This is a genomic window from Streptomyces sp. NPDC096152 (genome assembly GCF_044763235.1).
In the GTDB taxonomy this organism is placed as follows: Bacteria; Actinomycetota; Actinomycetes; order Streptomycetales; family Streptomycetaceae; genus Streptomyces.
Genome location: NZ_JBIWFW010000006.1, coordinates 388,317 through 411,263, shown reverse-complemented (window position 1 = coordinate 411,263; position 22,947 = coordinate 388,317). Strand labels below are relative to the sequence as shown.

18 protein-coding genes and 1 pseudogene are annotated in these 22,947 nt (G+C 70.2%); 8 read left to right on the top strand and 11 right to left on the bottom strand.

Going from position 1 to position 22,947, the window contains the following annotated elements:
• Nucleotides 1-112: 112 nt before the first annotated feature.
• Entirely contained in the window at nucleotides 113-607 is a 495-nt protein-coding gene (locus tag ACIQ9G_RS22375; protein ID WP_403612244.1) for a DUF5994 family protein, read from the bottom strand.
• 572 nt (nucleotides 608-1,179) lie between these two features.
• On the opposite strand from ACIQ9G_RS22375, the gene ACIQ9G_RS22370 reads away from it, so the two are divergent.
• The 4 genes from ACIQ9G_RS22370 to ACIQ9G_RS22355 all read left to right on the top strand — a co-directional run bounded on the left by ACIQ9G_RS22370 (nucleotide 1,180) and on the right by ACIQ9G_RS22355 (nucleotide 3,958).
• Nucleotides 1,180-1,470, top strand: coding sequence for an ANTAR domain-containing protein (locus ACIQ9G_RS22370; protein ID WP_403612241.1), 291 nt, complete (start codon nucleotides 1,180-1,182; stop codon nucleotides 1,468-1,470).
• A 176-nt stretch (nucleotides 1,471-1,646) separates the two neighbouring features.
• Entirely contained in the window at nucleotides 1,647-2,114 is a 468-nt protein-coding gene (locus ACIQ9G_RS22365; protein WP_403612238.1) for an ATP-binding protein, read from the top strand.
• A gap of 806 nt (nucleotides 2,115-2,920) precedes the next feature.
• Nucleotides 2,921-3,124 (top strand): cold-shock protein, encoded by a 204-nt coding sequence (locus tag ACIQ9G_RS22360; RefSeq protein WP_003973099.1) that lies wholly within the window; start codon nucleotides 2,921-2,923, stop codon nucleotides 3,122-3,124.
• 519 nt (nucleotides 3,125-3,643) lie between these two features.
• Nucleotides 3,644-3,958, top strand: coding sequence for an SCO5918 family protein (locus tag ACIQ9G_RS22355; protein ID WP_403612235.1), 315 nt, complete (start codon nucleotides 3,644-3,646; stop codon nucleotides 3,956-3,958).
• A gap of 102 nt (nucleotides 3,959-4,060) precedes the next feature.
• On the opposite strand, the gene ACIQ9G_RS22350 is transcribed toward ACIQ9G_RS22355, so the two are convergent.
• Entirely contained in the window at nucleotides 4,061-4,453 is a 393-nt protein-coding gene (locus ACIQ9G_RS22350; RefSeq protein WP_403612233.1) for a hypothetical protein, read from the bottom strand.
• 1,172 nt (nucleotides 4,454-5,625) lie between these two features.
• Between ACIQ9G_RS22350 and ACIQ9G_RS22345 the strand changes: the two genes are divergently transcribed.
• A complete protein-coding gene (locus ACIQ9G_RS22345) occupies nucleotides 5,626-5,964 on the top strand; it encodes a MerR family transcriptional regulator (protein ID WP_189593232.1) in 339 nt (112 codons plus the stop codon).
• Nucleotides 5,965-6,211: 247 nt separating this feature from the next.
• Nucleotides 6,212-6,415: a cold-shock protein gene (locus tag ACIQ9G_RS22340; protein WP_123545149.1), complete on the top strand. Its 204-nt coding sequence runs from the start codon at nucleotides 6,212-6,214 to the stop codon at nucleotides 6,413-6,415.
• A 196-nt stretch (nucleotides 6,416-6,611) separates the two neighbouring features.
• Here ACIQ9G_RS22340 and ACIQ9G_RS22335 read toward each other — a convergent pair whose 3' ends face one another.
• The gene (locus ACIQ9G_RS22335; RefSeq protein WP_403612231.1) at nucleotides 6,612-7,172 is read right to left on the bottom strand and encodes a hypothetical protein; all 561 of its coding nucleotides are present in this window, start codon (nucleotides 7,170-7,172) and stop codon (nucleotides 6,612-6,614) included.
• 220 nt (nucleotides 7,173-7,392) lie between these two features.
• Between ACIQ9G_RS22335 and ACIQ9G_RS22330 the strand changes: the two genes are divergently transcribed.
• On the top strand, nucleotides 7,393-8,223 hold the full coding sequence (locus ACIQ9G_RS22330; RefSeq protein ID WP_403612229.1) for a hemolysin III family protein: 831 nt from the start codon (nucleotides 7,393-7,395) through the stop codon (nucleotides 8,221-8,223).
• A gap of 180 nt (nucleotides 8,224-8,403) precedes the next feature.
• Here the strand turns inward: ACIQ9G_RS22330 and ACIQ9G_RS22325 are convergent.
• The 3 genes and pseudogenes from ACIQ9G_RS22325 to adh all read right to left on the bottom strand — a co-directional run bounded on the left by ACIQ9G_RS22325 (nucleotide 8,404) and on the right by adh (nucleotide 14,087).
• Nucleotides 8,404-9,625: pseudogene (locus tag ACIQ9G_RS22325) on the bottom strand (PP2C family protein-serine/threonine phosphatase).
• Nucleotides 9,626-10,216: 591 nt separating this feature from the next.
• Nucleotides 10,217-11,902: a ribonuclease J gene (locus tag ACIQ9G_RS22320; RefSeq protein WP_403612226.1), complete on the bottom strand. Its 1,686-nt coding sequence runs from the start codon at nucleotides 11,900-11,902 to the stop codon at nucleotides 10,217-10,219.
• 661 nt (nucleotides 11,903-12,563) lie between these two features.
• On the bottom strand, nucleotides 12,564-14,087 hold the full coding sequence (adh, locus tag ACIQ9G_RS22315) for an aldehyde dehydrogenase (RefSeq protein WP_403612223.1): 1,524 nt from the start codon (nucleotides 14,085-14,087) through the stop codon (nucleotides 12,564-12,566).
• A 419-nt stretch (nucleotides 14,088-14,506) separates the two neighbouring features.
• On the opposite strand from adh, the gene ACIQ9G_RS22310 reads away from it, so the two are divergent.
• Complete coding sequence (locus tag ACIQ9G_RS22310; protein ID WP_403612641.1) at nucleotides 14,507-16,567, top strand: restriction endonuclease; 2,061 nt, start codon at nucleotides 14,507-14,509, stop codon at nucleotides 16,565-16,567.
• Nucleotides 16,568-16,805: 238 nt separating this feature from the next.
• Here ACIQ9G_RS22310 and ACIQ9G_RS22305 read toward each other — a convergent pair whose 3' ends face one another.
• The 5 genes from ACIQ9G_RS22305 to ACIQ9G_RS22285 form a co-directional block, all read right to left on the bottom strand.
• A complete protein-coding gene (locus ACIQ9G_RS22305) occupies nucleotides 16,806-18,083 on the bottom strand; it encodes a GAF domain-containing protein (RefSeq protein WP_403612639.1) in 1,278 nt (425 codons plus the stop codon).
• Between the two features lie 113 nt (nucleotides 18,084-18,196).
• The gene (locus ACIQ9G_RS22300; protein ID WP_403612220.1) at nucleotides 18,197-18,796 is read right to left on the bottom strand and encodes an N-acetylmuramoyl-L-alanine amidase; all 600 of its coding nucleotides are present in this window, start codon (nucleotides 18,794-18,796) and stop codon (nucleotides 18,197-18,199) included.
• 51 nt (nucleotides 18,797-18,847) lie between these two features.
• Nucleotides 18,848-19,861, bottom strand: coding sequence for an acetamidase/formamidase family protein (locus ACIQ9G_RS22295; protein WP_403612217.1), 1,014 nt, complete (start codon nucleotides 19,859-19,861; stop codon nucleotides 18,848-18,850).
• Nucleotides 19,858-21,348, bottom strand: a complete 1,491-nt coding sequence (locus ACIQ9G_RS22290) for an APC family permease (protein ID WP_403612215.1) — start codon at nucleotides 21,346-21,348, stop codon at nucleotides 19,858-19,860. Before ACIQ9G_RS22290 ends, ACIQ9G_RS22295 begins: the two co-directional genes overlap by 4 nt.
• Nucleotides 21,349-21,648: 300 nt before the next feature.
• Nucleotides 21,649-22,881 (bottom strand): ROK family protein, encoded by a 1,233-nt coding sequence (locus tag ACIQ9G_RS22285; RefSeq protein WP_403612212.1) that lies wholly within the window; start codon nucleotides 22,879-22,881, stop codon nucleotides 21,649-21,651.
• Between the last annotated feature and the right edge of the window lie 66 nt (nucleotides 22,882-22,947).

Below are 22,947 nucleotides of genomic sequence, written 5' to 3'. Positions count from 1 at the left end.
CCGCCGCGGTGGCCCGGTCCCCGGGCCACCGGAACTCCGGTAACCCGATGGTCCTATAGGAACCCGGCCGCACGACTGTCACGACGATCCGCTCGGCGATCGGCGCGTGCCGCTACGCCGGCGGGCCGCTGGGGCGGTCCCGATCACTGCCGGTCTCCACCAGGATCTGCCCGGCCCGCCGGAGATTGCCGGTACGGACCGCATCGGCCATCGCGGCCCTTGCCGCGGGCAGGGGCGTGTCCGGCGGAATCACGAGCAGCGAGAAGAGATCGCGGTCGCCACGGGTCACGAGGGCGGTGTCGTCCCCCACGACGGAGGAGTCGATGCGCACGACGCGTCCGTCGACAGTCATCCGGGTCGGCAGCTCGTCCCAGGAGTCTCGGTCCAGGCCGACGCGGGCGACAGGCCCGAGCCGGTCGGTCAGCGCGGAGATCAGGCCGGGCAGCTCGGCGCCTGGGTTCCTGGAGCGGGGCCACCACGCCCCGTCGAAAACGCCCTCACGGTCGTGGGTGGTCGTGAGCCGCAGGAGTGCCGTTCCGGGGCGCAGGGATTCGTACGCACCGTCCGCCAGGAGTCCTGCCGGGGGAGAGGGCTCGGAGACGGCCATGGAACTCACCTGCCTTTCGGCGCTGGCAGGCCGCCGACCGCCGGTGGCGGTGAGGAGGACGGCTACCGCCGAGGGCATGAAAACTCCCCGTAACCCTCGCTACCACGCTACTCCCCGCCTGCCCGGTCGCCGCGTACCTTCCGTACGACCGCCTCGTCTCCACACGCACACCTCCGGCGGCTGTGCTGTTCCTGCCCGGGAACGGCGGGAGACAGGGTGTTCCTGAACTCCGCTTCGCACTGGAACGCCGGGCTGACGAAGACGCCGCCCATCGCGGTGCCCAGCCGAACGCTCGCGGCCCGCCCTGGCCCGAGCCGCCCTGATGGGCACCGGCGGGGCCCGCCACCGCACTGGCCTATCTGCGCCGACGGCACTCACGCTCGCCGATGTCACGTCGGCCCACGGTCGCTTCCCGCCCCTGCTCCCACACTCCATGTGATCTTCGCGTCACTCTGAGAACGTCTTGGTGTTCCGGTCGCGGGCAGCCGTAGGGAAACCCACCCCCTACAGAGCCCCGTCATGACGACCTCCTGCGAAGAGCGGCCCCTGCCTGACGGACGTCCGACGCCGAGGTGGCCCGTCTTCGACGAGAGAACGCTGAGCTGCGTCAGGCGGTCGACTCCCACGCGACGGTCGACCAGGCCATCGGTGTTCTCGTCGCGACCCGCCGCATTCGACCAGCCGCCGGGTTCGACGTGCTGCGCGAGGTCTCCCAGCGCACCGACGTCAAACTGCACACGGTCGCGAAGGCCGTCATCGCCTGGGCGCTGGGCCGACCGTTGCCGGAGCCGGTGGGCCGGGAACTGGCCGCGGCGGTGGAGCGGCGCTCGCCTCACCAGGGCGTCCCGGACCGGCCCGGGTAGGGATTCAGGTCCTCGACTGCACCTAGGCTTGCCCACTCAGGGCGTGCCCGGACGATTCCGCCGCACCGCCGCGGCGGCATGCGCCCAGGCAGCCGTGCCGGACGGTTTCCCGGTGGCTTGCGCCTCGCTGCCGCGGGTACTCGCGCGCGTCGACGGAGGGAGTGAGGGCGAGATACGTGGGATCCTATGCCGACGGTGACGGCCGTACCGCAGATCGGTACCTGATGCGAGCCGGATACGCCCTGGATGGAGGCGTCGGCTGTATCGCCGACGCTCGCCACCACGCTGTCGCCTTCCTCGACCAGGCTCACGTCGATCACCACGTGCCCGTGCCCGCTCGTGCCCTGGATCTCACGCAGTTGGTGGTCAGCGAGCTGGTCACCAACGCCCTCAAATACGCCCCCGGTCCCGTCCTGATGGAACTGCGCATCACCGCCTGCGCCGTGGACGTCGTCGTGTGGGACAGTGACCCCATCGTGCCCGCTGCACGGCCTGCCGATCCCGATCGGATCGGCCAGCACGGCCCGGAGATCGTCAAAGCCGTCACCCTGGACCTTTTCACCGAACAGGAGCCGGTCGGCAAGCGCATCACAGCCCGCATCGCCCTGTCCGACACATCCAGCAGTGACACCGTCCGCCGCTGAACGAAAGAGTCCTGCCGAGGGCCGGCGCGTCGAGCCGGGATTCGCGGAGCTGCGGACTCAACCGGCACTCGCTGGAACAAGGCTCACGTGGTGCGTCAAAGGCGTCGGGGCGGTCGGCTCAGGCCGTGTCTGCTGCGTGGATTGGGCGAGTCCGGGCAGGCGAGGAGCAGGGCGCGGTCATCGGGGTAGTCGGCGCCGGGCTGGTGGTTGAGCGGCCGGCCAGCCTCGTCGCGTCGACGACGAGATAGCTTCCGCTCCGGCCCGCGGCGCCAGCTGCGGCGATCAGTGCCGCGGGCCCAGCCGCCAACGCGAGGACGGGCCGGTGTGCAACCCATCGCTGAGGCAGATCCTCGGACGGTCAGTGCGGTAGTGCGCGTACCGCGGGATCCGGTCCACGGCGATGTCGATACGAGCTGCTGGACCCCTTCGAAGAGGCGTCTTACGGATAGCCGCGTACGTCGTCGCGCCCTTAAGAGCTCTGGTGCCGTTGGCGACTCTTCTTGAGACGTTTCACTCCGAGTGAATCAATATCTGTGCCCGAGAGGGCAGAGTTTGAGGGACCATGCAGTACGAGTTTTTGCCGCGCCGAGCAGAGTGCAATTATCCAACGCACACGTGCCGCTCCCGCGTGCTACTGTCGATCTCAGTTGCAGTTGTGGTTCCCGAGACTTCAAGTGCCCCCACCAGGCTTACCCCGGTCGGGAGCGCTTTTGTGTTTCCGGTCATTTCCGGGCGGGGTAATCATCGCGGCGACCCGGCGTCCGCGCGGTGCGGAGGCCGATGCACTGCCCCAAGGGAGATATGACATGGCTGCTGGTACCGTGAAGTGGTTCAACGCGGAAAAGGGCTTCGGCTTCATCGAGCAGGACGGTGGCGGCGCTGACGTGTTCGCCCACTACTCGAACATTGCGGCGCAGGGCTTCCGCGAGCTGCTCGAGGGCCAGAAGGTGAACTTCGACATCGCGCAGGGCCAGAAGGGCCCGACGGCCGAGAACATCGTTCCGGCCTGACGCTGATGCGCAAATACGTAGCTGGGGCCCGCATCCTTCGGGGTGCGGGCCCCAGCTGCACGCATCTCCCGCAGCGGTTTCACCCGCGGGATCCGTAGCCGACGCCAATCTCGAGGTCCCCATCGCGTCACCCATTCCAGCGCCTGCGCCTCCAGAGATTTCTGCCGGCCAGATCTGCTTTCTTTTGTATCCGGTCCATACTCGTGATTCCCCATGGCGCTCATCGCTGCGGGAATTCCTTGATATGTGCCACATCGAGGAAGGCCCCTTCGCCTCGCAGACGCCGCGCCGTTCCGGCGGCCCTGCCCGTTCCGGCAGTTACAGCCGCCGGCCCGCCGCAGTGCAGGGCGAGTTCGCGCTTCCCGAGACGATCACCCCCGAGGCGAGCGACGCGCATCCGTCGGCCCGACGCCCTGCCGGCGGTCGGCGAGCAGGACAACGCCCCGGGTGTCCTCGCCCTGTTCCGCTGAGAGTCCCGTCCGCGGTCGGACCGTTCTCCCTTCTCCCTTGTGAGGTCACATGCGCTGCGTCATCGCCCGCTTCCCCTTCGAGCTCACCAAGGTCGGCGTGCTGGAATCGATGAAGGGCGTCAAGCCCGAACCGGTCACCGGCGAATCCGTGACCATCGGCCGCCGCCACTACCCCCTCAAGCAGGTCGGCCAGGTCATCACCGGCCAGGACCGCCGTGACTTCAGCGCAGCCGAAGTCTCCCGGGCCATGGCCCAGCTCGGCTTCACCTGCCGCACCCTCCCCCAGGCCGTGCCCGCGCCCGTGGGCATCCTCAACTCGCTGCAGCACGACTCCGCCATGCTCGGCGCCCCCGTCACGGCCTGACCGAGAGAAACAGGCGCAAGCCGACACCTGACCAGCAGTGTGGGCCCGATCGGCACGCCGGTCGGGCCCACACTGCGTCCAGCCGGTTCCTGTCGCCGTCGCTCAGTGGTGGGAGTAGCTGAAGTCGCCCACGGTCCAGGCGCTGACGTCCTCGATCGCGACCCGGTACATCCCGCCCGTCTCCGGGATCCCCACCTGGCCCTGCAGGATGCGGGCGACGTGGAAGTGCAGATGCGTGGTCGGCCCGTCCCTCTTCACGGGGGCGTCGAAGACGGTGGCGAACTCGCCCAAGCGGGCGGAATCCCTCAGCACATCCGACCCCCTCTGCTTCCACACCGCTTCGGCGGCAAGCCGACCGGTGATGACAGCGCCCCTGGTGACCACAGCGGTCCTGCCGCCGGAGGCCCGTCGGGTGACCGCCGTGGCGTGGGCGAGACCGGTCACCATGGGTCGGCCGAAGCCCCCGGTGCCGCCGTTCAGGTCAGGGGTGCGCATGCGCGGCACATGCCGGCTGGGGTCGTGAACGGCGACCTGGTTGGTGTCGGGATGTGCATTCAGTTCCAGTGCGCAGCGGCAGTCGACGTATCACGGCACCTGCTGCCGTGAGCCCGTGTCTCGGGGGCCGTGCCGGTTCGCCACGAGCTGCTCGATCATCCCGGGATCGTCGAGGGCGGCGCAGACCTTCGTGACGCGCCCGTCAACGGCCGACCTGCGGGGCGTCACGGCTGGGGGCGTCCGTGCCGGCCGGTGGTGTACTTCGCGAGCCGCAGTGTCGGCCGGTGCCCGTCGACGGTAGCCGCGGCGCAGTCGGCGACGCCACGCTCAGCCCGACGTGCTGCGCGACGGTGGGTCACTGTGAGCGCCGGACTGAGCCTCGGAGCTGCTTGAGCCAGCCATGGACCGGTCGAGGCGGCTCACCTCGCTTCCGAGCACACGAAAATCTATGCCAGCCAGAGTAGACATTGGGTGGCGGTGTGGTTATGGTTTCTCTCGTAGCCGAGATCGAGAGAGGCCCGGCAGAGATGAACTGCCGGGCAGTTGTAACGCAGTTGCAGTTCGCAGGACGGTGCGGTGGTGGAGTTCCGAAGCCAGAGCGGTCGCAGGGCGGCGACGGGACTGACGACCGGACCGGGTGGCCCGCAGTGATCAGGGGCCGCCATAAGGAGTACCGCAGTGGCAGTACCCGTAGATGAAGGATCGCAGTACCCAGCAGTGAAGTCAGTGAGCAGTACCTCGGTGAAGGCGTCGGCTGCGGACGCGCGCACCGGGAGGTTCGGCAGTGGGGTTCCAAGCCAGAGCAGACGCAGGACGGGCGACGGGGCTGGCTGCCGAAGAGTGGCGCTGTTCGAGGCCACCAGCAGTTCGCGGTACCAGCAGTTCACAGTTTCCGTCAGTGAGTAGCTGATCAAGAGGGAAGAACGGAGGAGCCGAGCGCCATCAGGATCGCCCGGGCGGAAGTCTTGGCCCGGGTACCGCAGGACATCGATAGTGAGGTGGTCTCCGGTCAGGCAACCGCGATCCCCGCGCCCCCGACAACATCTCGGTCGGGTCCGCGGAACCACAGGGCCGGTGCAGTATCAGGGCCGGCAGATGGTGTAGTAGTTCCTTCGGGGCCCTGGTGCCAGTACGGTGCCAGGGCCCCTCCGCGCGTTCCACAGAGAGGTGCGATGACAGCAGACGACACGTTCGGCCGTCTCGATGACGACGACTACCCCGCCTACACCATGGGCCGGGCCGCCGAGATGCTCGGCACCACACAGGGCTTCCTGCGCGCCATCGGTGAAGCCCGCCTCATCACCCCGCTGCGCTCCGCGGGCGGCCACCGCCGCTACTCCCGCTACCAGCTGCGCATCGCCGCCCGCGCTCGGGAACTCGTCGACCACGGGACCCCCATCGAGGCCGCTTGCCGGATCGTCATCCTGGAAGACCAACTCGAGGAAGCCCAGCGCATCAACGCCGAATATCGCCGCGCCGCCGAATCAGCGAACCCAACGGCAGCAGCATGAGATGAGCGTGCCCGTCAGCGCCGGGCGGGCATCGCACGCACGGTCTCGTGTGTGGCCTGATCATCGTTTCCTGTGGTGACGCGGTGTGTGGGCGTGTAGCGTCTGTGTCAGCTGTCGTGGTTCGGAATTCCCTCTTGCCCGCGCCTTTGGTGTGGGTGTTTTGCTGTGCTGTGCCGCAGGGACCAGGGCGATCACCTCCGTCTGCCACAGGGAGTGGGAGGCGTTCATCGACTGGAAGGCATAAGACATGGCAACGGGAACTGTGAAGTGGTTCAACGCGGAGAAGGGCTTCGGCTTCATCGCCCAGGACGGCGGCGGCCCGGATGTCTTCGCGCACTACTCCGCGATCAACTCCACAGGCTTTCGGGAGCTCCAGGAGGGCCAGGCCGTGACGTTCGACGTCACCCAGGGCCAGAAGGGTCCGCAGGCCGAGAACATCAACCCGGCCTGACCTCGCAGACCTGCCCGAGGGATCGCGCACGCCGCGTCAGGTGGCCGCCGCCCGTGCGGCCCCTGATCCTGGGCCGCCCCGGGGCCGGTGCGACTTCGGCCCCGGGGCGGCCCGACTCTCCAGTCGCGGCAAGCGTCGTCGGGCACGGGAGCCGCATGTCTGGCGCGGCTACCGTGCAGTTGGGAGGAGCCGACGTTCAGACGCTCGTCCAGGCGTCGAGGAAGGCTTTCCGCCCAGCCGGATCGTCCGACCTGCGGTCTGCGTGCAGGACGCGCCAGGCGGTGAGCTCGAGATCTCGGAGCCACAGTTCTCCGATGACCTGTGTCTTGAGGTCGGGCAGATGGTCGGACTCGACGAGGGCCTGACCGATCACCTCCCCGGCCGCGAAGCGCTGGGGCGGGGTCATCTCATCGACGGCCGAGAGGACCTGACGGGCCAGGGCGGTTCCCTCTCCTGCCAGCGAACGCAGGACCGAATCCTTGATGTTGACGGGCAGCAGGTACGCGGTGCCCGAAGACCTCCACAGGTCCGACCAGAAGCGCTCTCCTGCCGCGGTGGGGGCAGGCAGCGCGGCCAGCAGCCCGAGGAGATGGCCGGTGGCCGCGTAGCCATCGGAGTGGGCGGCTGCGACCACTGCGACGCCGGCGACGCCCTCCACATCGAGCCGGCCCGCCTCGAGATGCGGAGCCAGGTCCAGTTGGTGTTCCAACTGGTCTGCGAGTGCGGTGGATACGTAGGGGCGGACCTCAGGAAGCATCGGCGATCCTTGCGCGTAGGCGAGCGGAGATGCCCGTTCGTAAGCCCTGATCGTTCCCAGGACCAGCCGTTCTACTCGGCTTCGGCAGGCCCAATTGGCGGTAGGTCAACGGGGCTGAAGTTCCCACGGTGGCGAACCGGCTCGGTCCCGACGACGTGGCCCTGGGGTTCTGGACCGACCTCCCGTCATGTGTCCGGGTGAGGTTTCCTAGCGTGACCGCATGGTTGCCAGTGACGCCCAGGAGCCCGGGAGAGGACGAGAATTTGTGTCCCACGACGCCGCTGAAGTCGAATGTGGTCACGTCGTGTCAGCGCGGGGAAAGCGCCGTGCAGACGGGCTATCCGACGAATCACCAGGCGACCAGACGGGGAAGGGGGCTCACTCGGTTGCTGCTCTGGTGGAGTGGGTGGCCGACCTGGCCGAACCGATCAAGCCGAGGTTGCGTGGCTGGCTCCACGCCGGAATGGTGCCCGCCGCACTGATCGCGGGCGTCGTACTCATCTGCCTGGCCGGTACTCAGCAGGCGGTACTGGCCTGCGCCGTGTACTCGATCACCGCCTGGCTGCTGTTCGCGACGAGCGCCGTCTACCACCGCGGCACCTGGGGACCGCTCGGGGAGGCTCTTCTGCGACGCCTCGACCACGCCAACATCTTCCTGATCATCGCCGGCACCTGCACCCCCCTGGCCGTGCTCCTCCTCCCGCCCGACCAGCGGTCCGTGCTGCTGTGGATCGTCTGGACGGGAGCGCTGGCCGGCATCGCGTTCCGGGTCCTGTGGGTCGGAGCTCCGCGCTGGCTGTACACCCCGTGTTACCTGGCCCTGGGCTGGGCGCCGGTGAGCCACCTTCCCGACTTCCTGCACACCGGCGGAGCAGCCGTAGTCGTCCTGATCGTTGTCGGTGGTCTCCTGTACAGCGCGGGCGCGGTCGTCTACGCCCTGCAGCGGCCCGACCCCTCACCCCGCTGGTTCGGCTATCACGAGGTCTTCCATGCCCTGACCGTGGCAGCGTTCACCGCGCACTACGCCGCCATCTCCCTCGCCACCTACTGACCGCGACAGGTTCGGGCTCGCGCCGCTCGTCACACACGTTGCCGCGTGCTGCTCCGCGACGGGCGGGCCGTCCCCTGGGCGGACGGAGGAGCGAGAGAAAGACGAGACAGCGGTCTTCAGCCGACCAGCGATGGAGGCGCCCCGAGCCCGCTGAAGCGGGGTATCGGAGAAGTTCCCGAGTCATCGCCCGGCAACGGTCCGCCCCATTCGCCGGGCGGAGGCATCGGCGAGGTCGGCTCCGGTGTCGGCGTCCCGCTGGGATTTGCCGACACCGTGCCAGTCCAGGCACATGACGGTCGCGTCGTCCTGCAGGTGGCCGTGGTGGGCGTCGACGACCGCCGCGACGAGGGTGCGAGCGGCCTCACGGGGATGCAGCGCGCGGGTGCGGACGATCAGGTCCGACAGATCGAGACTGCGGGCGTTGCGCTCCAGCATGCCGTCGGTCAGCATCACCAGCCGGTCGCCCGGACGCAGGTCCAGCGACTGGACCCGATAGTTGTGAGGGGCATGGACGCCGAACGGCATATCGATCTCCGGAGCGATCTCCCGCACCTGTCCATCCCGCATCCGCAGCGGCCAGGGGTGCCCGGCGTTGATGAACTCGGTCCTGCCGTCGATGAGGCTGGTACGCAGGAGCTGGCCGGTGACGTAGCTCTAGCGGCCGTGCTCCCGCACGGCATGGTCGGCCTGGCGGGCCTGTTCGGCGAGGTCGGCACCGGCCCGTTGGGCCCGGCGCAGGGCGCCCACCAGGAGGGTCGCCAGCAGCGCGGCGTCGACATCGTGACCCGTGGCGTCGGTCACAGAGAGCTGGACCGTGTCCCGGTCGATCACGTAGTCGAAGGTGTCACCCCCGACGTGGTCGGCCGGCTCCAGCGCCCCGGCCACCGCGAACTGCGCCGCCTCACACGACAGTGACGCCGGGAGCAACCGGTGCTGGATCTCCGCGGCCAGGCTCAGCGGGGTGGTACGGCGGCCCCACTGGTACACGTCGGTGAAGGACCGGTTCGCAATGACGATGTACGCCAGGGCGTGCGCGGTCTCGCCGATCGCCCGCATCACCTCCGCGTCCGGCGCCGCGGGCAGGAACAGTTCGAGGAGCCCGATGGCGTCCCCGCGATTGGTAACGGGGGCCACGATCCGAACCAGCGCGCCCTCGCCCTTGTCCTCCACGTTCGGCCGCTGCGTGCGGATCACGTCGTCGTACAGGGTGTCCCGCAGCGTGATGCGCCGCGCGGGTAAATCGGTCTCGACGCTGCCCGCCGCCCCCAGCCGTACGACCGAGCCGCCGGTGAAGTCGGTGATGAGGAACTGCCCCGAGCTGCTCCCTGAGCATGCGCGCGATCACGTCGAGTGACTCCACGGGCGCTGCGGTCTCCGCCGCCAGAGTCCCCGCCAAGGTCATCGCGCTGCCCCGGCCGTCCCCGTTCTCCGGAGTACGAGTGGTCGGCCCACCGCCCCAGTCAGGCCCGCATACGGTCACGGTGACTCCGCTCGCTGGTGCTCAGTGTGCTGTCCCGGACGCGCGAGGGGCCCGCGCCAAGCCCGGTGCCGGGCAGATGCTATGGCACCGCATCTTCCGTGAAAGGCATTTCACTCGGCCAAGCGCGTGTTCCCTCTCACTGGCTGCTTGCTGGATCTGGTCGATGAGGTGGTGCTGGGGCGCCGTCGGTGAACGTGGTCGCCTCATCGAGCCCGGTGGTCTTGTCGCGGGTGACGGCGGCGTACAAGTGGGCGAGGTCCTGCACACCGTCGCCTGGCGCACCCGTGAGGCTCGTCTGACGCTCCGGCCGCTCCAGGGACCGCCCCCCAAAGTAGGGGAGCCCCCGTTGAGCTGCGGGTTTTCGCGCCTCCAGTCCTTGGGATGTGTTCCCGAGGACTCGTCATGTGGAGTGCGTTGCCACCCCAGCAGGCCGGGGCGGCTGCTGACTCCCGTGCCCGACCTCTAGGCCGGCGGGGCCAGGGCCGGAACGGGGACCGTCTGCCGGGCTGCGGCTCAGGCGTCGATGATGACGGGGATGATGAGGGGCTTGCGGCTGTGGGTGCGGAACGCCCAGTTCGCCACGGCGCGAGCGAGGAGTTGTTCGAGCTGGCGCGCGTCCCCGACGCCTTCCTCGGCCGCGGTGGCCAGGGTCTTCTCGATGACGGGGATGACCGGCTCGAAGGTGGTGTCGTCGTGCACGAAGCCGCGGGCCAGGAAGTCGGGGGGCTCGGCGAGGGCGCCGGTGTCCGCGTCGACGATCGCCACCACCGTGACCACGCCTTCGGCGGCGAGGGTGAGGCGGTCCTTGAGGGACGCTTCGGTGGCGCCGCCGACTTCCATGCCGTCCACGTAGACGTTGCCGGCGGGGACTTTGCCGGTGATGGATGCGCGTCCGTCGACGAGGTCGACGACGACGCCGTCCTCGGCGATGACGACCCGGTCGGGGTCGACACCGGTACGGATGGCGAGGTCGGCGTTGGCCCGCAGGTGGCGCCATTCGCCGTGCACGGGCATGACGTTGCGGGGTTTGACGATGTTGTAGCAGTAGACGAGTTCGCCGGCGCTGGCGTGCCCGGAGACGTGCACCTTGGCGTTGCCCTTGTGGACCACGTGGGCGCCCCACCGGGTGAGCCCGTTGATCACCCGGTAGATGGCGTTCTCGTTGCCGGGGATGAGGGAGCTGGCGAGCAGGACGGTGTCGCCCTTGCCGATGCGGATCAGGTGGTCGCGGTTGGCCATCCGTGACAGCGCGGCCATCGGTTCGCCCTGGGAGCCGGTGCACACCAGCGTGATCTTGTGGTCCGGGAGCTTCTCCAGCTCCTTCGTGCTCACGACCAGACCGGAGGGGACCTTCAGATAGCCCAGGTCACGGGCGATGCCCATGTTGCGGACCATTGACCGGCCGACGAAGGCGACCTTGCGGCCGTGCTGGTGGGCGGCGTCCAGGACCTGCTGGATGCGGTGCACGTGGCTGGCGAAGCTGGAGACGATGACCCGGCGCGGCGCGGTGCGCATCACCTGCTCGATCGCCGGGTTCAGCTCTCGCTCGGAGGTGGTGAAGCCAGGTACTTCGGCGTTGGTGGAGTCGGTGAGGAACAGGTCCACGCCCTCGTCGCCGAGGCGGGCGAAGGCGCGCAGATCGGTGATGCGGTCGTCGAGAGGGAACTGGTCCATCTTGAAGTCGCCGGTGTGCAGCACCATCCCGGCCCGGGTGCGGATCGCGACCGCGAGGCTGTCGGGGATGGAGTGGTTGACCGCCACGAACTCGCAGTCGAAGGGCCCGAAGCCACGCCGGTCGCCCTCCCGCACCCGCACCGTGCGCGGCCGGATGCCGTGTTCCTTGAGCTTGGCCTCCAGGAACGCCAGCGTCAGCTTGGAGCCGACGACGGGAATGTCGGACCGCTCGCGCAGCAGGTAGGGCACGCCGCCGATGTGGTCCTCGTGGCCGTGGGTGAGGACCACGGCCACGATGTCGTCCAGCCGGTCCCGGATCGAGGTGAAGTCCGGCAGGATCACGTCCACGCCGGGCTGGGTCTCCTCGGGGAACAGCACGCCGCAGTCGACGATGAGCAGCTTGCCCGCGTGCTCGAAGACGGTCATGTTGCGGCCGATCTCACCCAGGCCGCCCAGGGCGATGACCCGCAGCCCTCCTTCGACAAGGGGCGGTGCGGCTTTCAGCTCGGGGTGCGGATGACTCATACCCTGACGGTACCCGGAGAGCGGACAGGGTGATCCATTGCCTGTGCGATCTCCTTTTCCCGACGGAGCGGGATACCCGCAGCGGGTGCCTCGGCACGATCGATCACGCCGGCGGCCGGAACAGGCAGGGATGAAAGCGGTACCACCTTCCGTGGCCGAACCCTTCGCCCGGTGCTGGAGAAGGTCTCGTGCACCCTGTCTTGTTTTCCGGCGTTTGCCACCTTCCGGTGGCCTCGGCACTGGTCCACTCGAAATGGTCGAGACGCGGGTGCCGTCGGCGCTCAGGAGCAAGTGGGCCGAGAGCGCCCCGAGGCAGCTTCTCTCGTCGGGCGGACAGTTGGCGGTGTCCCCGAGGCGCTCGCCGCCCCCGCCGGCCATGGCGGAACCCGATGGGGTGCCCCATGAACTCGACGACGAGGTCGCGCGGGGGCAGCTCGGCCGTTGTCTCGAGCCGGTCCCGGGAAGTCCCGGACTCGCGACGCTCATGAGCGGGCGGCTCGTGGGGTGATGTCGTTCGGCGCCGTTTGGTCCACGACTGGTCCGGGCGAGACTCCCTTGGGTGTCAGGCAGTAGCGCGAAGGTTCCAATTTGTTACACTGGGTAGCCGTTATTTCGGGTTGCCTGGAGCGCAACGATGCCTCCAGGCAACCGACTTCAGGCTCTAGAAGAAGCCAAGCTTCTGAGGGCTGTAGGAACAAAGAATGTTCTTCGTCTGCTGGTAGTGCTCCAGCATCATCTTGTGCGTCTCGCGTCCGATCCCGGACTGCTTGTAGCCGCCGAAGGCGGCGTGGGCCGGGTAGGCGTGATAGCAGTTCGTCCAGACCCGGCCGGCCTGGATCGCGCGGCCCGCGCGGTAGGCGGTGTTGACGTCCCGGGTCCACACGCCCGCCCCGAGCCCGTACAGCGTGTCATTGGCGATCTTGAGGGCGTCGTCGAAGTCGTCGAAGGACGTCACCGACACCACCGGCCCGAAGATCTCCTCCTGGAAGATCCGCATCCGGTTGTCGCCCTCGAAGATCGTCGGCTTGACGTAGTAGCCGCCCTTCAACTCGCCGTCGTACTGGATGCGTTCCCCGCCGGTCAGGACGCGCGCGCCCTCCTGCCGGCCGATGTCGAAGTAGGAGAGGATCTTCTCCAGCTGGTCGTTGGAGGCCTGCGCGCCGATCATCGTGTCGGTGTCGAGGGGGTGCCCCGGCTTGATCAGCTCGGTGCGCGCGACCGCGGCCTCCAGGAACTCGCGGTAGTGGCCGCTCTGGATCAGCGCCCGGGACGGGCACGTGCACACCTCGCCCTGGTTGAGCGCGAACATGGTGAAGCCCTCGAGCGCCTTGTCCAGGAAGTCGTCGTCGTGCGCCGAGACGTCGTCGAAGAAGATGTTCGGCGACTTGCCGCCGAGTTCCAGCGTGACCGGCTTGATGTTCTCCGAGGCGTACTGCATGATCAGCCGCCCCGTCGTGGTCTCGCCGGTGAACGCCACCTTCGCCACCCGCGGGCTGGAGGCCAGCGGCTTGCCCGCCTCCACGCCGAAGCCGTTGACGATGTTCAGCACACCCGGCGGGAGCAGGTCGGCGATCAGGCTCATCCAGAAGTGGATGGAGGCCGGGGTCTGCTCGGCCGGCTTCAGGATCACGGCGTTGCCCGCGGCCAGCGCCGGAGCGAGCTTCCACGCCGCCATCAGGATCGGGAAGTTCCACGGGATGATCTGCGCGACCACCCCGAGCGGCTCGTGGAAGTGGTACGCCACCGTGTCGTCGTCGATCTCCGAGAGCGAGCCCTCCTGCGCGCGGATCGCGCCCGCGAAGTAGCGGAAGTGGTCGATCGCCAGCGGGATGTCGGCCGCCAGCGTCTCACGGACCGGCTTGCCGTTCTCCCAGCTCTCGGCGACCGCGAGGGCTTCGAGGTTCGCCTCCATCCGGTCGGCGATCTTCAGCAGGATGTCGGAGCGCTCCGTCGCCGACGTCCGGGCCCAGCCAGGGGCGGCCGCGTGCGCCGCGTCCAGCGCCCGCTCCACGTCCTCCGCCGTGCCGCGCGCGACCTCCGTGAACGGCTGCCCGTTCACCGGCGACGGGTTCTCGAAGTACTGCCCGCGGGCCGGTGGCACGTACTCCCCGCCGATGAAGTGGTCGTAGCGCGCCTGGTAGGAGACGATCGCGCCCTCGGTGCCGGGCGCCGCGTAACGGGTCATCCTGGTGTGCCTCCCTCAGCAGCGCTGCCCGCCGTTGGGCAGCTCTCGGCACGAGGCTAGGAAGGCAGACGTTGCAACGACGTTGCGCGGCCCCGCTCTCGTGGGCAGGGGCGGGGCACCGTGTCCGGGCCGCCCACGAGCTGTGGCGACCATCAGCGGGAGATGTCACGCCGCGTCACGCGACACCGGGAGTCAGCGCATGGCCCGGCCCGACCCGATCCCACGTGACCCGGCCCGACCTGGCCCGGCCCGGCCCGACCTGGCCCGTCCCGATCTGGCCCGGCCCGGTCCGACCTGGTCCGGTCCGGAACGGCCGCCCTTGCCGAGTGGATATGCGAGACGGCCATCGCTGTATAAAGTCGTCCCGTTACACCTGGTTGTGGGGACAGCCGGAGCGCCTCGGGGAGGGCCTGCAGCACATGAGTCGTCGTTCTCAAGGCATGGTCGGCGTCTGGGCCGAGATGCAGAGGCAGCAGCAGCGCCAAGTGGAGGCCGAAGCCCGACGACGGAGGCAAGAGGAGCAGCAAGAACGTGCCCGTCAACGGCGCGCCGCGCAGAATTACCGCGAGTACCGGCAGGCGGAGGCACTGCGTCGCACTGAGGAGCTGGACGCGCAGGTCGCGTCGCTGCAAGGTCTCCTCGCCTCGGGGTGCCGGGCTCCGGCCTTCCGGGCTTCCTCTCTCATACGCCCCGAAGTGGTCGAGCCCTTCGCGCCGGGCCCTTTGGCGCAGCCCGTGCCCATGCCGAACTTCGATCACTACCAGACGCAGAGCGGGTGGACGGCCGGTCGCCGCGCTCAGGCACAGGCCGAAGCCCGAGCGCGCTTCGAGCGGGACTGGCACGCGGCCCAGGCGGCGGAGGCGCAGCGGCAGCGGCAGTTGGCGTCTTACCATCGGCAGTACCAGCAGTGGGCCGATGCCCAGCTGGCCGATGTGCGGCGACACAACGCCGGCATCGTCGCACTGACCGAGGGAGTCGGGCGCCGCGATCCCGACTCCGTGGTCGAGTACTTCTCCGCCGCCCTCTACGCCTCGACCGCGTGGCCGGAGGGCTTCCCGCGTCAGGTGGCGGCGGCCTACGACCCGGCAGCCGGTCAGCTGGTGCTGGACTGGGAGCTGCCCGCATACGGCGTCGTCCCCGAGGCCAAGTCCGTCCGGTACATGTCCGGAGCGGACCAGGACAAGGAGACCGCCCGGCCGGTGAGTCAGCGTCGGGCCCTGTACCGCGAGGTCCTGGCGCAGTGCATGCTGCTCGTCCTGCACGAACTCTTCGCCGCGGACGAGCCGGGCGCGCTCGAATCGGTGACCTTGAACGGTTTCGTGGACGGGCACGACCCCACGACGGGCCGGCCGGGCCACATCCCCCTGGCGACCGTCATGGCTCCGCGCTCGACGTTCCGCGACCTGCACCTGGCGCAGGTGGACGCCTGCAGTTGCCTGGCCGATGCGCTGCGGGGGCAGCTCTCGGCCCGTCCCGACCAGCTCACGCCGGTGCGGCCGAGTCGCCGGCCGCAGGACGTCGGGAACCGCGTCGTCACGCACGGCGGCGATGAGGAACCCGACCTGTACGACATGGATCCGATCGCCTTCGAGGATCTCGTCGCCGATCTGTTCCGGGCCATGGGGATGCAGGCGGTCACCACCCAACGCTCCAACGATGGTGGGGTGGACGTCGACGCACTGGATCCGGCACCGATCCGAGGCGGCAAGATCGTCGTGCAGGTGAAGCGCTACCGCAACACGGTGCCGCCCACCGCCGTGCGTGACTTGTACGGAACCGTTCAGGACGCCGGCGCCAACAAGGGTGTCCTCGTGACGACGTCAGGGTTCGGCCCCGGCTCACACGCCTTCGCCAACGGCAAGCCGCTGGAACTGATCTCGGGAACCGAACTCGTCGACCTGCTGCACCGGCACGGGCTCCGCGGGCGCCTGGGTGACGGCGCCCGCCGGCCTGGAGCGCGGTCGACGCCGACGGTTCCGGACACCCGGCTGACCGCCGACCACAACGTCCTGGGCATGTCGTGGACCGGAAGCGTCGCCTTGGACGTATGCGCTCTCGTCTGCCGAGGCAACCAGGTCCTCAGCGACGATCACTTCGTCTTCTACAACAACCCGCGGACGCCGGACGGCTCCGTGCGCGCTCTCCCCGCCACGCCACCCGACAAGGCCGCGATCTGCGTCTCCTTCGACGCGTTGCCCGCGGAGGCCGACCGGTTCGTTCTCGTGGCCGCCATCGACCCCGAGATCAATCCGCACGCCGACCTCTCCGGCTTCACTGACGCGTTCATCCGGCTTCTCGATCCAGGGATGACCGAGCTGGGACGCCTTGAGGTCTCCGACGGCCGACCCCGCGAGACCGCCTTGGCACTCGGCTCCTTCCGCCGCAGGGCGAACGGGGACTGGGACTTCGTCCTCGGCGGCAAGGGCTACACGGGAGGTCTTCAGGAACTCGTCAAGGACTACGGCATCGAGGTGGAGTAGGCCCTCCGCGCTTGAGATGGCCGAGGCCACCCTGGACGGCGAGAGGGTGCGCCGGGTGCCGGGTCCGCTCTTCTGCCCAGGAGGCCGCCGGGACCCGGCCGACGAGCGGGAGGGGTGGCCGGGACGGGCGGGGTCGGTTCGGGTGGCGGCCGGCGTGGGCGGGGTCGGTTCGGGTGGCGGCCGGCGTGGGCGGGACGGAGACGGACGGCAGGCGCAGGCGCAGGTGTCGGGTCGGCCGTCAGCGGGGTGAGAGTCGGGTCGGGCTGGAGGGTGCCGCCAGTTCCGTCTCCAGTGCGGCGAGTCGGGTGCGCACCGGCGCCGTCGGCCGTACGGCGGCCAGGGCCCGCCACACGTCGAGGTCGTCCTCCCCCCACGGCGCGTGCGCCCAGTCGGCCAGCAGGTCCGGGTCGCGGCGGGCGATCAGCGCCGAGCGCAGGCCGTCGGCGAGGCGCTGCCTGAGCCGCGCCACCGCCGGGGCCTGAGAGGCGGGCAGCAGCGGACCGGTATAAGCGGTCGCCGCGGCCGCGACCGCCCCCGTCTCCAGCCGCCGCTCCACGACGGCCGCGTCCGACCCCAGGGGAACGGTGAGCCGGTACGGACGCGAGGCCAGCAGGCCCGGGCCGAGGACCCTGCGCAGCCTGGCCAGTTCGGCCCGCAGTGTCACCGGAGTGACCGACTCGTCCTCGTACAGCGCGCACAACAGCTCGTCACCGATCAGGCCCTCCGGGTGGCGGGAGAGCAGCACCAGGATCTCGCTGTGCCGGCGGCTCAGCCGGACCGTGCGGCCGTCCACCAGGAGCCGGGCCTCGTCGCGGCCCAGCGCGGTCAGCTCCGGCGTGCCGGTGGCCGGCCCGTGCGGTCCGAGCAGCGCCAGGTGCGACTCGGCGGCCCGCGCCACCGCCTGCACGAACCCCAGACTGTGCGGATGCGCGAGCCGGTCCCCGCCGGTGATGTCCACCGCCCCGAGCACCCGTCCGGTGCGCGGGTCGTGCACCGGGGCCGCCGCGCACGTCCAGGGCTGCACCTGCCGGATGAAATGCTCGGCCGCGAAGACCTGCACCGGCCGGTCGACCATGACCGCCGTGCCCGGAGCGTTCGTACCGACCGCGGACTCAGCCCACCGGGCACCCGGCACGAAGTTCATCCGCCCGGCCCGCTGCCGGGTCGCCGGATGGCCCTCGACCCACAGCAGTCTGCCGTGTGCGTCGCACACCGCGAGCAGGTGCTCCCCGTCGGCGGCGAAGGTGCCCAGCAGCTCCCGGAACAGCGGCATCACCGCGGCCAGCGGATGCTCCGCCCGGTAGGAGCCGAGGTCGCCGTCCGCGAGTTCCACGCTCGCGGCGCCGTCCGGTCCGACGCCCGCGCGCGCGGACCGCCGCCACGAGTCGGCCACCACCGGACGCACCGGTCTGGGCATCGTGCCCCCGGCGGTGAACGTCTCGTGCGCGCTGCGCAGCACCCGGACGCGCTCGGCAGGGTCAGCCCCCGGCTCCAGGGCCACCCACGGATCGGACAACTCGGCCTCCCGGACGGCGATGCGGCTCGGGGACATCGTCACTCCCGGTGTGCGCCTGGACAACCTCTTCGACACGGGTTGCTCGGACGATGCGGCGGCCTGTGCTACCGCCGTCAGGTGAGGTTGACCAGTCTGATGTAGCGGACCCAGTCCCAGTTCGGTCCGGGGTCGGTGTGGTCCGAGCCCGGCACCTCGTAGTGCCCGATGATGTGCGCCCGGTCCTTGGGGATGCGGTACGCGTCGCAGATGGCCGCGGTGAGCCTGGCCGACTGCTCGTACAGGGCGTCGGTGAACCAGGACGGCTGGTCCACCCAGCCCTCGTGCTCGATGCCGATGCTGCGCGTGTTGTACTCCCAGTTCCCGGCGTGCCATGCGACGTCCGCCTCGCGGACGCACTGCGCGATGTGCCCGTCGGCGGACCGGACGACGTAGTGGGTGGACACCTTCGCCGTCTCGTTCTCGAAGATGGCGAAGGTGTCCGCGTACGTCTCCTGCGTGACGTGGATGATCACCCGGTCGATGGAGTAGGACATGGGCCGGTCGGAGGCCGTGTAGTTGGAACTGCTCGCCGGCCGCCACTCGGCCGACGGGTAGTCCACGGCCTGAGGCCGTGCCCCGGCCCGCGTGGCGGGGAGCAACGCGAAGGGTACGGCGGCCAGGGCGGCGCCCTTCAGAAGCCGTCGTCTGCTGGGGAGGGGTCGTGCTCCGTCCATGTGCGAGGGGCCTTTCTCGTGGGGGGATGTCCCTCGGCGCACAGGCTGCGGTCAGCGCCGGAGTGCCGCCGCCGTCTCGCGCAGCCGCGCGTGCAGTCCGCGGTGAGTCTCGCGCACGGGCAGCCACTCCTTGCGGAGCTTGGCCACGCACGTGTAGTTGGTGTCGCAGACGTTGGCAAGCGGCGATTCCACCGCCTGGGTCGCGAACTGGTACGCGTCCAGCTCGCTGAAGCCGTAGTCGCGCACCAGCCACTGCACCAGGTCGAGCTGGGATATCCGGAAGGCGTCCTCCAGCGGACGGGCCGAGCCGGTGGAGATGATGTGCGTGTCCGACTCCAGGCGCGGCCAGGGGGTGGCCACGCCCTTGAGGAGCTCGACGATCACGACCGTGTTCATCGCACTCTCGACGGCGACTCCGCAGGTCTCGCCCTCACCCTGCCGGGCGTGTCCGTCGCCGAGGCTGAGCAGCGCGCCCTCGACGTTAACCCCGAGATAGCAGGTGACGCCCGCCCGCATCTCCGGCGTGTCCATGTTGCCGCCGTGGGCGTCGGGCACCAGCGCGGACCGCACCTCCAGGTTGGCGGGGGCCACCCCCACGGTGCCGTGCATCGGGTCGATGGGCAGCTCGACCTCGAGGTCGCTGTCGTGGGCCCTGAAGAGTGCGGTGCGCCGCGCCCGGTCCAGCTGCCAGATCCACACGGTCTCGGGCAGCGGCGGTTGCAGGGTCGCCGTCGTGTGCGTGGAGGTGAGCGCGCCGAACAGCGGGACCGTCGTCGAGGCCGCCCAGTCGCGGGCCGGCTCGATGGACACGAAATGCACCGCGACCGTGTCCCCGGGCTCCGCCCCCTCCACGTGGAAGGGGCCGGTCTGCGGGTTGAGGTACGGGAACTCGCACACCTCGGACACCAGGTCCTTCTCGGAGCGCACCCGCCCGGCGAAGCAGTCCTCGGTGTACAGGTCGAGCACCGTGCCCGGCGCGATGCATGCCACCGGCGGCGCGCCGCCGAACGTCCAGGCGTACTCGCCCGGTTCGGGCCGCACGGTCAGGATGCGGGGGTCGCTCATCGCTGCACAGCTCCGTTCTCGTTCTGCCTGTGGCGGGTGGAGGGGGAATCGTCGAGGTGGACGCGGGCGGTCTCGGCCACGCGCTCGGGGTGACGCCGCATCAGTACGACGAGTACCGCGAGTCCCGCCGCCATCCAGACGCCGACGACCGGACCGGCGTACGAGACGGGCGCCGTCAGCTCGGAGACGAAGTCGAAGACGGGTAGTCCGGCCGCGGTGAGCAGCGCCGGGACGAAGGCCGCGGTGCCCAGCAGGGGGAACACCAGGTGCCGCACCGGTCTGAGCGCCTCCCGCCGACGCCGCAGGAAATAGCCGGCGCAGGCCGCGTTCACCACGATGTAGACGCCTATGACGACGGTGACGATCACTGTGGCCAGTAGCAGGAACGCCGTGACGGGGTCGTAGCCGAACCCGAGCCCCAGCACCGCCGCGACCGCCACCGCGCTCTGCACGGCTGTCCCGGCGACGGGGGAGCGGTGCTTCGGATGCAGGGTGGCCAGGACGCGGGGCAGGACCCGGATCCGGGCCAGGGCGAACGCCGTCCGCGTGGAGACGTTCGCACACGCGTTGGCGTTGGCGACGGTGGAGTTGACCACGGCCAGGAACACCAGCACCCAGAAGAGGCCGAACGACGCCCGAGCCACGCCTTCCCAGGAGGCGGCATCCGAGGCGCCGAAAGCCGCGAAGCGGTCGGGGCCGAAGTACACCGTCATCGCGTACGTGGTGACGACGTAGAACAGCCCGATCGCGAGGGCGGCACCCAGCACCGCCCGGTGCATCGTCCGGCGCGGATCCCGCGTCTCCTCGGCGAGTGGCGCGGCGGCCTCGAACCCGGCGAAGGCCAGCACCGTGTAGACCGATCCGGCGAAGACGCCACCGAGGCCCTCCTGTCCCTTGGCCGTGTGCGAGGTGCCGAACACCGAAAGGGTGTTGTCCCCGCCGGCCTTGCCGATCAGCCAGAGGGCGAAGACCAGGAAGACCAGGACCTCGAAGACACCGAGGACCGTGCCGAGGCGGGCCGAGGCCCGCACGCCGAACCAGCCCGTCGCCGCGATGACGGCGGCGCCCGCGAGCGACCACGGCCACCACAGGTCCGTCGAGTACGACGGCCACTCCTGGTGCAGTGTGCCCGCCGTGGTGAAGCCGAGCTGCAGGAGCAGCAGGGGCGGCACCAGCGCCTCGACGAACACATAGCCCCAGCCGACGAGGAAGCCGATCGCGGGGTGCAGCCCCTGTGCCGCGTAGGTGGCCACGGACCCTGCGGCGGGCAGTTCACGCGCCAGTTCGGCCACGCACGTGGCCGTGAAGAGGCAGGCCACCAGCGCTATCAGCACCGACAGCGGCAGGCTGCCGCCCGCGAAGGCCGCGCCCGACGGGATGGACGCGGCGACCGCCGCGGCCGGTGCCATGGCCGTGATGCTCTGGAACAGGACCTCGCGCAGCCCGATGGCGTCGCGCCGAAGTCCGACAGTCGTGTCCCCCGACATGTGAACCCCCTCGTCCACCCCGATACGTCCGCCGTCGACCCGACTCGACGGCAGCGCCTCGCGTGATTCACGGTACGGCCCTGGCGGGTCGGGCAGAAGAGCGCTGCGTGCATCCGTGGACGGGCGGGAAGTTGTGGACAACTCGGCCACCCGGACGGGTGAATCGGCTACTCGACGAGTGACGTGTGCCGGGAATCGGACCCGTTCGGGGCTGCGCCTACCGCTGTCGGCGTCCGTGAACCAGGTCCGTCCGTGCACCAGGCCCGTTCCGGGTACCGGAGCGCGGTCCGCGGGCTCGGATCAGCCGAGTCCGGCCACGGCCGCCGGGTCGTCCAGGACGGCACGCACCACCGAGTGGGCGGCGCCCAGCAGCGGACCTTCGGGGCCCAGCCGGGAGACGGACACCGGGCAGGCGGGCCCGGCGGTGCGCCCGGCCAATTCCGCCTCCAGCGAAGGCAGGAGCCAGGGCGCGAGCCCGGCCAGCGCGCCGCCCAGCACCACGGCCTCGGGGTCGAGCAGATTGACGGCCCCGGTCAGCGCGACACCGAGAGCCGTACCCGCCGCGCGCAGGGCCCGCCGTACGTCCTCGTCGCCCCCGCCGGCGCGCCGGGCCAGCAACCCTACCCGGTCCTCGGCCGGTTCCAGGCCGGCCGCTCGCAGCACCGCCTCCTCGCCCGCGTACTGCTCCAGGCATCCGCGCCCGCCGCACGGGCACGCCGGCCCCTCGGGCTGGACCGGTACATGACCCAACTCGCCCGCGAAGCCGCGCGTTCCACGCAGCAACTGCCCGTCGACGACCACCGCGGCGCCGATGCCGATCTCAGCCGACACGTGCAGGAAGTCCCGTGGTGTGCCCTCGCCGAGCCAGAGTTCCGCCAGACCGCCGAAGTTGGCCTCGTTGTCCACCGTCAGCGGGTACGCGGGCGGCAGCAGGGGACCGAGGTCGGTGTCGTGCCAGTCGAGGTTCGGGGCGCGGACGACCGTGCGGCCGTCGCGGGCGACCAGACCGGGCACCGCGACGGCGAGCCCCGCCGGCCACAGGCCCTGCTGCTCCGCCTCGGCGACGACCTGACGTATCAGCGCGGTGAGTTCCCTCGTCACCGGGCCGGGGGAGCGTCCCCGGTTGGTGCCGTGCCGGACGGCCCGCGCCCGCACCTCACCGCGCAGATCCACCACGCAGGCCGCCAGGTGGTCCACGCCCACCTCCGCGCCGAGCCCCGCCGGGCCGTGTCCACTGACGGCGAGTGCCGAACCGGGGCGGCCCACCCGGCCGGGCCGCTCGGGGCCGAGCTCCTCCAGGAGACCCCAGCGGATGAGTTCGTCGACGAGGGTCGACACCGCCGCACGGGTGAGTCCGATGCGGGAGGCGACCGCGGCGCGCGACACGGGGCCCCCGGCGCTCACGGTGTGCATGACCCGGGCGAGGTTGCGGCGGCGCATGCCCTGCTGGGTGTCGGGCAGTGCATGCCCGGGACCGGTCGCGCGGGCGCCCCCGGAACCGGCCGTGCGTGCCTCGTGCAGCGGTGCGGTCATGCCTCCGTCCGTCCTCGATCGTGTCCGTCTGTCATGTCCGGCAGTCGTGCCGGTCGGCCGTGGCCG

What these genes read in the sequence shown, in the direction of transcription:
- ACIQ9G_RS22375 (WP_403612244.1), bottom strand. Translation starts at nt 607, where the DNA reads ATGGCCGTCTCCGAGCCCTCTCCCCCGGCAGGACTCCTGGCGGACGGT.
- ACIQ9G_RS22360 (WP_003973099.1), top strand. Translation starts at nt 2,921, where the DNA reads ATGGCTGCTGGTACCGTGAAGTGGTTCAACGCGGAAAAGGGCTTCGGC.
- ACIQ9G_RS22355 (WP_403612235.1), top strand. Translation starts at nt 3,644, where the DNA reads ATGCGCTGCGTCATCGCCCGCTTCCCCTTCGAGCTCACCAAGGTCGGC.
- ACIQ9G_RS22350 (WP_403612233.1), bottom strand. Translation starts at nt 4,453, where the DNA reads ATGCGCACCCCTGACCTGAACGGCGGCACCGGGGGCTTCGGCCGACCC.
- ACIQ9G_RS22345 (WP_189593232.1), top strand. Translation starts at nt 5,626, where the DNA reads ATGACAGCAGACGACACGTTCGGCCGTCTCGATGACGACGACTACCCC.
- ACIQ9G_RS22340 (WP_123545149.1), top strand. Translation starts at nt 6,212, where the DNA reads ATGGCAACGGGAACTGTGAAGTGGTTCAACGCGGAGAAGGGCTTCGGC.
- ACIQ9G_RS22335 (WP_403612231.1), bottom strand. Translation starts at nt 7,172, where the DNA reads ATGCTTCCTGAGGTCCGCCCCTACGTATCCACCGCACTCGCAGACCAG.
- ACIQ9G_RS22330 (WP_403612229.1), top strand. Translation starts at nt 7,393, where the DNA reads ATGGTTGCCAGTGACGCCCAGGAGCCCGGGAGAGGACGAGAATTTGTG.
- ACIQ9G_RS22320 (WP_403612226.1), bottom strand. Translation starts at nt 11,902, where the DNA reads ATGAGTCATCCGCACCCCGAGCTGAAAGCCGCACCGCCCCTTGTCGAA.
- adh (WP_403612223.1), bottom strand. Translation starts at nt 14,087, where the DNA reads ATGACCCGTTACGCGGCGCCCGGCACCGAGGGCGCGATCGTCTCCTAC.
- ACIQ9G_RS22310 (WP_403612641.1), top strand. Translation starts at nt 14,507, where the DNA reads ATGAGTCGTCGTTCTCAAGGCATGGTCGGCGTCTGGGCCGAGATGCAG.
- ACIQ9G_RS22300 (WP_403612220.1), bottom strand. Translation starts at nt 18,796, where the DNA reads ATGGACGGAGCACGACCCCTCCCCAGCAGACGACGGCTTCTGAAGGGC.
- ACIQ9G_RS22295 (WP_403612217.1), bottom strand. Translation starts at nt 19,861, where the DNA reads ATGAGCGACCCCCGCATCCTGACCGTGCGGCCCGAACCGGGCGAGTAC.
- ACIQ9G_RS22290 (WP_403612215.1), bottom strand. Translation starts at nt 21,348, where the DNA reads ATGTCGGGGGACACGACTGTCGGACTTCGGCGCGACGCCATCGGGCTG.
- ACIQ9G_RS22285 (WP_403612212.1), bottom strand. Translation starts at nt 22,881, where the DNA reads ATGACCGCACCGCTGCACGAGGCACGCACGGCCGGTTCCGGGGGCGCC.